Genomic DNA, 12,616 nt, shown 5'->3' on the forward strand with positions numbered 1-12,616 from the left:
AATTGCCGAGAACAACTAAATAACTAAATTTTTGCCTTGTTATCAACGCGGTTTTATTGCCTCAAAATAGACCACTTAATTAAGCGGAATGGTATTATTTGGTTAATTTGTTTTGCAATTGTTGGTTTAGTGATCACAACGTTAAGATGTAAGAAAACCCCTGATTAAGCTAGGCAATTGTAAACAAGTGTGCTTAACTAAATTTATAATTTTCTGTTTATTAAGTAGATACGAGCGTGTGGCGAGTATTTGGGTTGGTAGTGCTGTTGGCAATGTTCCCGTGTTATGCCACGACAATTAAGCTGGCCTATACAATGAAGCATGATAACTTCAATCAACTGTTAAGTGAGCTGGCTGAGCAAACAGAATTAACGGTTGATTCTGTGTTGGTTGACCAAAAAGCGTTAAAAGTACGGCTTGTTCAAGCTAATAGTGCGACAACCACCGATGCCGTAATTTTTCCTGCTGACCATCTGGGTCTGAACAAATACGCTAATTTTAGTGTTATTCCCGAATCACTGATAGCTGAAACAACAGATAAACGCACTTTAGATACAACAAGAGTGAATGGTCAATTACTCGGCATTCCCATTATTCAAGGTAATCATTTACTGCTTTTTTATAACACTCGGTACGTAAAGAAAAAAATAAATGACTGGCAGGATATTATTAAACTAAAACCTATGCTGCCTGAACAGGTGAAACTAATCACTTGGAGTTTTATGGAAATGTATTGGTTTATTCCATTTTTAAGCGCATTTGAAGGCGACCTGATTGTTGATGACAAAGTACAGTTGAATACATCAGCAATGCAATTAGCTTTGCGATATGTATGGGATTTAAATCAGCAAGGTATCGTGGACAGAGAGTGTGATTACAGCTGTTCACATGCCGCATTTCAAAACCAACAGGCTGCATTTATTATAAATGGTGCTTGGGCCCTCAATACTTACAAAGAAGCACTGGGGGAGCAGTTGGCCGTACAACCACTACCAAAACTAAATGGTCACTTCATGCAGCCGTACTACTCAACGTTTGTTTTAGCTTTTCCGAATAATAGTTTACAGGGCCCTAATAAAGACAACTTAATTAAGTTTGCAAAGGCTGTGCAACATGCACCATTTCAGCATTTAATTTGGCAAAAACTTCACGATATCCCAGTGAACACGCAAGTTTTAACGCAGCTTTTAGAGCAAAACAATGATACGTTACTTACCTTGCTTGCTGCTTTGCAACATACCAAACCAATGCCATCATCGGCTGCGATGATAATTGCATGGGAAGTGTTAACAAAAGGCTTTTCTCGTTATGGCAGTGGTGCGCTGACTGCCGAACAAGCAGGTTTATTTATGCAGGGACTCGCAGAGCGCTCAATTGCGAATGAAGAGGTGCAATGAACAGCCCACGGTTTAGCCAAGCATTATTCGCAAGTGTATTATTGCTGGTTATTATTCCGCTTTTGGTGCTGGCAGGCTTGATGATCGGGCGTTTTTATTTAAACTCGATTGAACAAGCTAAAACAAGCTTACAATGGCAGGCAAGAAATAACGCGGCAAGCTTGGAACAACTGATCTTCAAATTAGAAAAAAATAGTCAGTTATTAAGTAGTACAAAAGCGATAGCTGAGCTTCCAGATACCGTGGTGTATTCGCAATTTGCATTGGTTCAATTACAGCAATTTGTAACAGATAACCCACAAATAATTGCATCAATTGTTTTAGATAATCAAGGCTTTATTGTTGAAGGTTACCCAATAACATCGTTAACGCTAAATTACGCACTAACAAAAAGTATTCTCGATAGCGCGCAGATCTCGAACAATCAAAATAGCATTCAAGTAATTAATAAGCCGCAGTTGAATGAATTGCTCTTTCAAACAGAAACCAAACAAAATGCATTAATAGCAATTACTTCAACGCTGTTACATGAACAAGACTCGTTAAGTGAACCAATCCGAAAAACGGGGTTATTAGTGTCGTTTATTCCGTTATCTGAAGCATTAAAGTGGCTTGCTGTTCACAATGAGCAGCCTACTTACCAATCAGGTAAACAAGTACAAATTACCGTGCAAGATCATGTTTTATACAGTTTAGGGGTCGTTGAAAGTACGGCGTTACTGACAGGAAGTGCGTCGATTAGTAACGTGCTGTTTAATAATGAACGAACAGCATTACACTTTAGAATTAATGAAGCTGAAACTGCATATACCAATGCGGTAAAGGAAACAGCGATAGCTGGAGGTTTGTTAATTATAGGTCTTTCAGTTGTGTCATTGTTTTTGGTTCATTGGTTAACGCAACGTTTGCATAATCCACTTAATCGTATTACTGCACTGAGTCGGGAGTTTGCATGTGGTAACTACAAAAAAATAACCGATGACTTTCATTATCAGGAGTTTAAAGATATAGCTCAGTCACTCAATAGCATGGCTGAAACAATTGATATTCAGATCACTTCTTTACAGCTAGAGAAGGTTAGGGCGGAGCATTCTGAGCAAGTTAAAAGCCAGTTTTTAGCAAATATGAGCCATGAAATTAGAACACCAATGAATGGGATTGTTGGTTTTTTACAGTTGTTGAAAAAAAGCCAATTAAATTCAGAACAAGCTGATTTTGTGAGACAAATTAATAACTGCAGCGATGTGTTACTCACAGTGATTAATGACATACTCGACTTTTCAAAAATTGAAGCAAATAAAATAGAACTTGATACGCGAGAATGCAATTTAATCGCGCTATGCCAAGATCTCATTGTGTTATTTAAACCCAGCTGCGATGCTAAGGGGATTGCTTGCCAACTTAATATTAATCAACTCAAAGCAGTCAACGTCGAGTGTGATGAAATTCGCGTTAAGCAAGTGCTTATAAACCTGCTGTCAAACGCGATTAAATTCACAAAAGAAGGGGAAATTACTCTATCAATTAATGTCATTGACAAAGATGCTCACACGACAACAGTTGAATTTACTGTGACTGATACAGGTATTGGTATAGCAGAAGATAAATTAACCGTTTTGTTTAACCCCTTTGTACAAGCGCAAAGTAATATCATGCGTGAATATGGCGGCACAGGTTTAGGGCTTGCCATAAGTAAAGGCTTAGTGGATTTAATGGGCGGCGAAATTTCGCTTAAAAGTAAGCTTGGTGAAGGCACTACATTTACTATTATGGTGAGTTTTAAAACCCACTCACACGTGCTTAGCAAAGCAAAAACAAGTCAACTCGACACGGCGATAACGGTCGACTTTTCAAGCATAAAAACACCGTTGTTAGTCGCAGAAGATAACCCAATTAACCAAATTGTTATTACGAAATACTTATCGCAATTAGGTTTGAGCTATGAACTTGCTGAAAATGGCCAAATAGCCTGTGATAAGGCATCAATGAATAACTACGCGTTAATTTTAATGGATATTCAAATGCCTGTGATGGATGGTTTAACGGCCAGTAAAACACTGCTGAAGCAAGAAGGATTTAATACACCCATTATCGCAGTGAGTGCGAATGCAATGAGAGAAGATATCGAAAAAAGTATGGAAATAGGTATACACGATCACATTGCGAAGCCAATCGATTTCACAGAGCTTGAACGGGCGCTTGCAAAGTGGCTATTTCAGTCAATTTAATGACTGAAATAGCCAAAACAATTAAAATTGACTGTAGTCTTTTTTCTGAATTAGCTCAATTGCATAACCATCAGGGTCTTTAACAAAAGCGATTTCAGTGGTGCCGCCCTTTACTGGGCCGGGCTCACGGCTCACATTACCGCCTGCGGCTTTAATATCTTCGCAGGCTTTATAAATGTCATCAAACTCAATTGCAATGTGGCCATACGCATTGCCTAAGTCGTAGCTGTCGGTATCCCAGTTATAGGTGAGCTCGAGCACGGTAGCGTCTTTTTCTTCACCGTAACCAACAAAAGCAAGTGTGTAACGGTATTCTTCATTATCTGCACGGCGCAGTTCTTTCATGCCTAATACTTGCGTGTAAAATTCGATAGATTTGTCTAAATCAGCAACGCGAAGCATTGTGTGTAATAAACGCATTTAAATCCTCTTTAAAATTCACAAATTTTTGATAACGCAGCTACTGCTGCGCTGTTAAAATATCAATAATTCGATTATAAATTATTTCTGCTAGCATCACAGTATCATCGCCATTAGTATTTATAAACTGCACAACGACTGTATCGATATCTTTATAATAACGAGCAATGCTTGAATAGCCTAATACCCAACCTGTGTGTTCATACTTATAAAGTGATGCATACAAAATTTGCTCTTGTTTGTTGAAAAAAGTGCCTTTGTTTAAAGCAAGAATAAAGTCGCCTACATCTTGTGCTGTCGCCACATAGCCTTGTTCGAGTGCTTTAAAATCATTCTCATAACCCACGTAATAACCACTCATCAAATCTACTAAATTGATTTCATGTACTGATGAAAACGTATGCGTTAGGCCCAATGGCGTTAAAATTTCATCTTTAATAAATTGGTTATGATCATAACCCAGCACAGTAGACATTATTTTTCGCAGTAGCAGGTAATTTGTGTTGGAATAACCATAATCTGTATCTGGATCAAAGTCAGCAGGGGTGTCTAGCACCAAAGCTAGCGGATCGGGGTAGGCGATTGACCAATCAAAGTTATTAGTATCTGTGTAATTGGGAATGCCACTTCTGTGCTGTACCATCATTCGTAAGGTGATTTTATCTGCGTTTTGAATGCGTCCAACTAACGATGGAAGATAATCAGCCAGTGTTTTATCGATATCAATCAGCCCTGCAGACACAAGCTTTGTTAAAGCTGATGCGTCATACAGCTTACGGATACTCCCAATTTTAAACAACGCAGTCGCATAAGCGGGGATTTTTTGCTCTCGATTATGCCAACCTTGTGCAAAATATTCAGGTTGGTTTCCTTGTTTATGAACATACACAATAATGCCATCAACTCCTTGTTCAATAGCCTCTTGTGTTTGTGCTTGAATGTTGGCGGGAAGTGGCTGAAAGTAATATATGGCAAACTGCCAGGGGGCAAAAATGTATATGCTAGTGAGAGTAACAATAAGAGCTGCAACGCGCATAAGTCTGAGCGCTTTTTTGTTCTTCAATTGTAGCATTGCATTCTCGCTTCGTTTATTTTGTAGTGTGTGGGGCTGTTTTTAATCTACTATTCAGCAATACCGTGTGGCATTGCTGAATAGTGATAAGGTACTTGACGGTATTAATAGTCTTGTTTACTTTTTCACCTTACCTTTAAGAACATAGATCTCGCCATCAAAACTCCCTTGAATCGTCAGTCCTTGTCCTGCTAATTCTTTTAGATATTCTATATGCTCATCAGTGATATGCTGGCCTGGCACTAAAAGTGGAATACCAGGCGGGTAAGGAGTCACTAATCCGGCACAAATGCGGTTGTTACTCTTACTAATAGGCACAGACTCGCGTTCGCCGTAAAACGCATCGCTTGGAATACATGCTAAGTCTATGGCTGGTAAGTTCTCTGGTAAGCGTGTACGTCTCATCGATGTAGCCAGTTTTACTTTTCCGCTGTCTAGTTTCTTTAATGCATTGTAAAGACGAATGATCTTAGAACGCGTTCCGCCAAGTGTCAGTAAAACCAATATTGTACTGTGCGTGTATTTTTCTATTTCTAGGCCAATTTCATCTAATAGGAATTTATGAATATCCTTTAATGAATAAGGCAATTCGCTAATATCAATAAGAATCTTTAGTGGATCGTGACCCATGTTATCGCCACTAAAATGCGGGAAAATTTCCATAAAATCTTCTTTTCCAAGTACTTTTATATACTTGAGTGACGCCATCTGTTGCTTGAACTCTGCGACATGATTCAACAAGGCATTCAGTAGCTTATAGCCTTCCATCTCTAGTTGTTTTTGGCACACATCAAGCGAGGCAATAAGTTGATACTTAGGTGAAGTACTGGCGTAAATACTGTAGATCTCGCGGAAGAAATCGGCGTCGAAATCAGGATCGTTTACGTGAATATAAGACGCCTGAGAAAACGCCGACACGACTTTATGTGCAGAGTGGGTTACATAGTCAGCGCCTGCATGAATGGCAGAGTAGTAGCGTAAACTTGGGTGAAAAAGCGAGTACGCAAACCACGCTTCGTCGATAAATACTTTAATCCCATGTTGATGGGCAAACTCAACCACTTGTTTCAAGTCACTAAGAAGACCATCGTAGGTACAACCGGTGAGAACAAGCAGTTTTGCGTCAGTATTTTGTTCAATCGCTTGCTTGATATCTGCTAATGAGGGGGGCGCGAAGATGCCATATTTAGGGTTTAAAATACTCGACAAATAAATGGGTAAACTAGCTGATTGCAAAATGCCATAATGTACTGATTTATGACAATTGCGATCGATGATCACTTTATCGCCTTTACGCAGCAACGTTTGCAAAATAATTTTATTCGAGGTGGATGAACCGTTGGTGACAAAATAAGTATGCTTAACTTCAAATGTCGCAGCAGCTGACTCTTGTGAGCGGCCAATGGTATTGGTGCTGTCTGACAATGAACCAAGCGAATCAACAGAAACCGACAGATCGCCAACAAATACATTACGGCCATAAAACTGATAAAAATCTTTGATGTAGGGAGAATTTCTAAAGCTAGAACCACCACTGTGCCCGGGTGTGTGCCATGAATCATTCGCTTCGCCGACATAACGACGGTAGGCTGTCCAAAATGGGGTTTCTGATCTGTCATCAAAGTCGTTGATCATATAACCTAAGATTGCTTCGGGGTCCGAAATTACTTCATCTTTAAAGAAGAAAGATTCAATTTCTTCTGACTCGTTAACGATCTCTAACCCTTTAGTATCGTCGCCAATAACATACACTGGCAGCTCAAGACGGATCCCTTTTAACTGCTCTATAAAGCGACTATAGGTTCGTTCGCTATTGTTCAGTACATCCCAACTGAGTACCACAGCTTGAATATCACCATCTTCTTCTACACATGTTAATGCCTGCTTGAGCTCATTACACTCAATAATATCGATATCAACATCACTCCGCTCAAAATTAGGGATTGTTCGTGCAAGGTTCGTTGACAGCTCTTGCAAAGTGGCAGGGTCTTGCTCAATTAACAAGATACGAAGTAAAGGTAACATAGCAATTCTCATAAAAATTTTCACAATACTCAACAGCATAACGAAAGGATGGTGGCTTGTGAAATTAATACTTTGATTATTGTGCTATTAGTTTCGAGTCTTTTGAGATTAGAGTTTGTGCAATTTCATGTTTTTAATTCGAGTACAAGTTGGAATCACTCACAATCATTCGATACTAGTAATACCTTAGCAAGGAAAGTGTTTTATGTATTAGCAAACAGAATAGTGAGTTTGAACACATATATTTTATTTTCTGGCGAGATTGCTGTAATTATATACAACTAAACGCAGACAACTTATATCGCCGCACTTGTGTTAGGAAGGCAGAAAAATATATTTTCCTTAGAGGGGGCTTAATTATACCTAATTCGAAAATTAAGCTTATTAAGAATAGGGAGCAGAAAATGAAGTGGATGTATTATTTGATTTGTGTACTTTTCGTTGGAAATATTGCATCAAATCGTATTTGAGAAGGGGACGGGGCCAAAAGGTGTGGTTTTTCATCCTGATGATCGTACTTTGTTTTTGTCTGCTTATGAAAAAAATAAGGTGCTTGTTATTGATATAATCTCTGGCAAAACGTTATTTGAACTGCCCACAGGAAATGGACCCGATGGCATAGGGTATTCACCACAGAGGCTACCCTGAGTGAGCAACACGATAATGTAACTTTTTACATCATTGCCAAGTGTAAACAGAGGGGACTTACACGCTTCTAAGTTTGACTCGTGGGAGGATGACTGCCTAATTGAAAAATGCTCAGCGATAAAGAACGAGTGACAAAAGCACTCCCACTCGATAAAGATAAAAACAAAAGTAAACAACCAAGAGAGTAAAGAATGGCGTATTTTAAAAATTTCAAAACAGTGGTCATATTTACATTAAGCGCGTTGAGTATAAACGTGGCATATGCAGAGGAAGTATCAGCTTCAAACAACAGTAAGAAACTGATACCAGAAGCCACTCAATTTGTTACACAGCACAAAGGCACCTTTAATGGCAAAAAACTGAAATACAAAGTTGTAGCCGGTGAAACTTATTTATTGAACAAAGACGAAGGACCTACCGCCTCTGTCTTTTCATTTGATTACATTGTCGCAGACGACAAAGAAAACAGACCGGTTACGTTTATATGGAATGGTGGCCCTGGTTCATCTTCTAATTGGTTACACATGGGCGCTTACGGGCCTAAACGCGTTGTTGTGCCAAGCGACGCAGCGCATCCAGGGGCTGCTCCTTATGAATTAAAAGATGCGCCAGAAACGATTCTCGATGTGACTGATATGGTGTTTGTTGATCCCGTTGGCACAGGGTACTCTCGCGCATTAGGTGAAACTGAAAGCAAAGCCTTTTGGGGGTTGAATGAAGACACATCCGCCATTGCTGATTTTATCGCGCAGTGGCTGACGAAAGAAAACCGCTGGAATGCGCCAATATTTTTATTAGGAGAAAGCTATGGTACGACTAGAGCGGCAGCTGTTTCTAAAGTGCTCATGGACAAACACCTTATTAATGTAAATGGCATCATTTTTGTGTCCCAAGCTTTGGATTACCAAGGCTCAAGCCCTTATGTAGACGACAATATTATATCTTACATTACTTACATACCAACATTAGCTGCGACAGCTTGGTACCATAAAAAAGTTGATACATCAGGAAGTTTTGAAGCGTTTATTGATGCGAGTCGACAATTTGCCGTTGATGAATTGCTGCCCGCATTATTTAAAGGTAATACCCTTAGCACAGCTGAAAGAGCGCGAATTGTTGAGGGATTACAACGTTATACAGGCCTTAGCAAACAATACATAGAGCGAACTGATTTGCGCATCAACGCGTTTAGATTTGCTAAAGAGTTGTTGCGTGACGAGGGCGTCGCCGTTGGGTTGCTCGATGGACGTTATAAGCTTGATGAAAGAGACGACCTATCCGCTAATCCTACGCAAGATGCGTCGAAAGCCATAGCACCGGCCTACAAAGCAGCACTCATGAAATATATGCACACGGATTTAAACGTACAGTGGAAAAGAAAATACTTAAATCCATCTGACACTGAATTATCTGATAATTGGCGCTGGCGTACGGCTCCTGATGGACAAAGCTGGGAGCCAAAATACGTGAATACTGCGCCAGATTTATCGTATGCCCTTCGCAGTAATCCACAGATGAAAGTTATGGTTGCCTCTGGGTATTACGATATGGTCACACCATTTTTTGATGCTGAATACACCTTAAACAGACACGGTATAAACGCTGATAAAATTGATTACTACTATTATCACGGTGGTCACATGATGTATGTTCACGGACCAGCAAGAGTGTCGCTTTTAAAAGATACGAGAGACTTTATTAAAAAACAGTTGAGCCAAAACCCTTAATAATAGGCCTAGCTAATTGTGTCAAAGCCTGTGTTTGGCACAATTAGCGAATGAACTCAGGATGGAAAATAGCAGTGGTGAGTTTGCAATACTGATAGATTCTCACAAATTAGCGATTATACTGACACATTAGCGACATTATCCGCGCATTCAGCGCGACCACTTTTTAAGCTAGCAAAGCAAACTTTATTACTCTGTTTTATCCTTAAACTCACATAAGTCTTCAATAATACAGCTGCCGCATTTAGGTTTACGTGCAGTACACACGTAGCGCCCATGAAGTATTAACCAGTGGTGTACATCGACCTTAAATTCTTTAGGTACGACTTTCTCTAGTTTTTGCTCAACTGCAACGACGTCTTTACCCATGGCAAACTTAGTGCGGTTAGAAACACGGAAAATATGCGTGTCTACGGCAATGGTAGGCCAGCATAAGTATAAGGAATTTAGATATAGCACATTTACTTGATGGACTGTTTTGTGCCAGAAGCGGACTGTTGTAACCTTAGACTCTTATTAGCTATTGAGATTATAGGGGGAATGTTTTTTGGTGGGGACCCAGAGAGTTTGAAATCTCTAGATCCTTCCTAGATATCAATCCAGCTGAAACAGCACTGGCACCTACCGCACTAACAGTCATTAAACCTGATAGTAATAAAAATTTGGTGTGCCTTAACATTTTATCCATAAGCCTCTCCTCATATAAGTTTTCGTTATGTAGAACAAGTAAGTTAGTGAAATAATTTACTAATAAAACCAAAACTATGAGTACGGTAAGGACAGCGCTATTGTCGGGAGTTGAACCTAACCAATCCACCAAAAAACACTCTGAATGTAAGTAACTAAATTTGCTAACTTTAGTTAACATACATAGATAGCTAACGCCTAAATAACTGGTTTAAAAGCTTGGCTATACTGCCGAAGAATGAGGCGAGCCAAGCTTTTAAAATCCTGTTGATTTACTTGTTAGCTTTTGATTACGCAATTGCCTCAAGGCCTTTTTTTTCGGCTAGAGATAGCATTTTCAGTGCCGCACCTCTAGGTTTGCTCTCGCCTTGTTCCCACTTTTTGACTAATTTATCACTAACATTAAAATAGCGAGCGAATACTGGCTGGGACAGATTATTTTTTTGTCGAAGGGTGCGTACTTGCTCTGGTGTAAACTCATGGACGGTTGTTAAACACAGAGCATCAAACTTTCGCATCGTGGTTTTGTTAATGGCACCTGACTTTTGCAAACCTTTTGCTGTTTTGTGTACTGCTTTTAAAATGTCACTCATAATTCACCTACCTTAATGAGCTCGCCATCTTCAATTAATTGGTTAAGCTCATCCTGACTAAATTCTAAAAACTCTTTTGCTAACTCTTTTAAGGCTAATTTCTCTTTTGAGTTGATATTAGCCTTATCACTTTTAGCAAATGCATATAGGAAAAAATACTTATCCCCTATAACTGCACCGACAATAGTACGGAATCCTCCACTTTTTCCTTTATTACCTGATGCAATACGCTTTTTGTAAACATTGCCACCTAAATCAGCATCAAAAAGCCCGTTGCTCATTTCCTTACAGGCATTAATAAGGTCATTGTCTGATAAAGCTTCTTTTTTCGTTAAAGAAGCAAAAACTTTGGTCTTATAGAACAAAGTATACTCCATTTGGGTATATTTTCAATATGAGAGAAGATTGGCATAAATGACAATAAAAAGAAAGGTAACGCCTAAAGCGCGCGCCAAATGCCGGAGCTTTGATTTTGTGCGAGTATTTTCTCGCACAAAATCGAAGTGGAGAGTATTTGGTCGCAGTGACTTTTTTGTTATGCCTTAACTTTGCCATGCCAATAATTATTATCATGATCATAAAGATCAATGTTCCCATTGCTCTTTAGTTTCCCGTGAAAGTAATTATTACTTGGGTCGTATATTTCTATATTCCCATTACTTTTCAGCTTCCCGTAATAATAGGTATTGTTTGGACTATAAAGATCGATACTTCCATTATCCTTAATCTGGCCATGGTAGTAATAATTGTTGTGATCATAAAGGTCGATTTTCTGGCTCATACTAGACTCCTTGTGAGGCAAAACATTTCGTATTTATGCAACACGCAGTTTGTGTTGCATAATCGCTTGTTGGACTGAGCCGCTACCTGCTCGGTGTGTAGAGTTGGTGTTGTTTATACTATGGCTTTAAATATAAAAATAGGCTTTTTGGAGGCTCTCACTTTCCTAGCTAGTGTTAAGTTAGCTTAGATAATGTAAAGTAAGCTTTCCCTGCATTGCTCAGCGCTTATTATTTATTACACCTAAATTTGCCTTAATAAGCAATTATCTTTTTACGTGTACGAAAGTTGCTAGCCTGAGTAATTAAGCTGGTTAACTAATTTATTTAAATCATCTACCTAGCACCTGACTTGTTCTGCTTTGGGTAACTTCCGTAATTCGCTCTTAACAGACCTTAGTCTAGTCTGTTTTTTCTTTAAACTCACACAAGTCTTCGATAATACAGCTGCCGCATTTAGGTTTACGTGCAGTACACACGTAGCGCCCATGAAGTATTAACCAGTGGTGTACATCGACCTTAAATTCTTTAGGTACGACTTTTTCTAGTTTTTGCTCAACTGCAACCACGTCTTTACCCATGGCAAACTTAGTGCGGTTAGAAACACGGAAAATATGCGTGTCTACGGCAATGGTAGGCCAGCCGAAAGCGGTATTTAAAACAACGTTAGCCGTTTTTCTACCCACGCCCGGTAGGGCTTCAAGGGCTTCGCGGTTTTCTGGTACTTCAGCGTTGTGTTTATTGACCAGAATTTCACACATTTTATAGACATTATTGGCTTTAGAATTAAACAAACCAATTGTTTTTATGTAATCACGCAGGCCTTCAAGACCTAAATCAAGAATAGCTTGGGGCGTGTTTGCGACAGGAAAAAGCTTACGGGTCGCTTTATTTACACCAACATCCGTTGCTTGAGCTGATAGGGTAACCGCAACCAACAACTCGAAAGGGCTTGAGTATTCAAGCTCAGTTTCTGGGTGAGGGTTTTCTGCGCGGAGGCGAGACAGGATCTCGTAGCGTTTTTCTTTATTCATGGTGAG

At 39.4% G+C, this 12,616-nt stretch carries 10 protein-coding genes and 1 pseudogene; 3 read left to right on the forward strand and 8 right to left on the reverse strand.

What is annotated here, in order from left to right; all coding sequences use genetic code 11:
• The first annotated feature begins 314 nt into the window (after nt 1–314).
• Both BM378_RS18825 and BM378_RS18830 read left to right on the forward strand, forming a co-directional pair.
• On the forward strand, nt 315–1,397 hold the full coding sequence (locus BM378_RS18825) for a sugar ABC transporter substrate-binding protein (RefSeq protein WP_074989780.1): 1,083 nt from the start codon (nt 315–317) through the stop codon (nt 1,395–1,397).
• Nucleotides 1,394–3,625 carry a HAMP domain-containing hybrid sensor histidine kinase/response regulator gene (locus tag BM378_RS18830; protein WP_074989781.1) on the forward strand — a complete coding sequence of 744 codons (2,232 nt, stop codon included), beginning with the start codon at nt 1,394–1,396 and terminating at the stop codon, nt 3,623–3,625. The genes BM378_RS18825 and BM378_RS18830 overlap by 4 nt, the downstream gene beginning before the upstream one ends.
• Before the next feature lie 21 nt (nt 3,626–3,646).
• On the opposite strand, the gene gloA is transcribed toward BM378_RS18830, so the two are convergent.
• From gloA to BM378_RS18845, 3 genes are all read right to left on the reverse strand, one after another.
• The gene (gene gloA / locus BM378_RS18835; RefSeq protein WP_036969520.1) at nt 3,647–4,045 is read right to left on the reverse strand and encodes a lactoylglutathione lyase; all 399 of its coding nucleotides are present in this window, start codon (nt 4,043–4,045) and stop codon (nt 3,647–3,649) included.
• Nucleotides 4,046–4,085: 40 nt separating this feature from the next.
• Nucleotides 4,086–5,117: a serine hydrolase domain-containing protein gene (locus BM378_RS18840; protein WP_074989782.1), complete on the reverse strand. Its 1,032-nt coding sequence runs from the start codon at nt 5,115–5,117 to the stop codon at nt 4,086–4,088.
• A 117-nt stretch (nt 5,118–5,234) separates the two neighbouring features.
• The gene (locus BM378_RS18845; RefSeq protein ID WP_065978844.1) at nt 5,235–7,142 is read right to left on the reverse strand and encodes an aminotransferase class I/II-fold pyridoxal phosphate-dependent enzyme; all 1,908 of its coding nucleotides are present in this window, start codon (nt 7,140–7,142) and stop codon (nt 5,235–5,237) included.
• Nucleotides 7,143–7,981: 839 nt separating this feature from the next.
• Here BM378_RS18845 and BM378_RS18855 point away from each other — a divergent pair.
• Nucleotides 7,982–9,517 (forward strand): S10 family peptidase, encoded by a 1,536-nt coding sequence (locus tag BM378_RS18855; protein ID WP_083422943.1) that lies wholly within the window; start codon nt 7,982–7,984, stop codon nt 9,515–9,517.
• Nucleotides 9,518–9,706: 189 nt separating this feature from the next.
• On the opposite strand, the pseudogene BM378_RS18860 reads toward BM378_RS18855, so the two are convergent.
• The 5 genes and pseudogenes from BM378_RS18860 to nth all read right to left on the reverse strand — a co-directional run.
• Nucleotides 9,707–9,946, reverse strand: a pseudogene (locus BM378_RS18860) (iron-sulfur binding domain-containing protein); the annotation flags it as partial.
• A gap of 548 nt (nt 9,947–10,494) precedes the next feature.
• A complete protein-coding gene (locus tag BM378_RS18870; RefSeq protein ID WP_065978841.1) occupies nt 10,495–10,797 on the reverse strand; it encodes a helix-turn-helix domain-containing protein in 303 nt (100 codons plus the stop codon).
• A complete protein-coding gene (locus BM378_RS18875; protein ID WP_227006829.1) occupies nt 10,794–11,162 on the reverse strand; it encodes a type II toxin-antitoxin system RelE/ParE family toxin in 369 nt (122 codons plus the stop codon). Before BM378_RS18875 ends, BM378_RS18870 begins: the two co-directional genes overlap by 4 nt.
• Before the next feature lie 170 nt (nt 11,163–11,332).
• Entirely contained in the window at nt 11,333–11,578 is a 246-nt protein-coding gene (locus tag BM378_RS18880; protein WP_065978839.1) for a hypothetical protein, read from the reverse strand.
• A 399-nt stretch (nt 11,579–11,977) separates the two neighbouring features.
• Nucleotides 11,978–12,610 (reverse strand): endonuclease III, encoded by a 633-nt coding sequence (gene nth, locus BM378_RS18885; protein ID WP_065978838.1) that lies wholly within the window; start codon nt 12,608–12,610, stop codon nt 11,978–11,980.
• Nucleotides 12,611–12,616 lie beyond the last annotated feature (6 nt).

Origin of the sequence: Pseudoalteromonas lipolytica (assembly GCF_900116435.1) — a bacterium.
GTDB lineage: Bacteria > Pseudomonadota > Gammaproteobacteria > Enterobacterales > Alteromonadaceae > Pseudoalteromonas > Pseudoalteromonas lipolytica.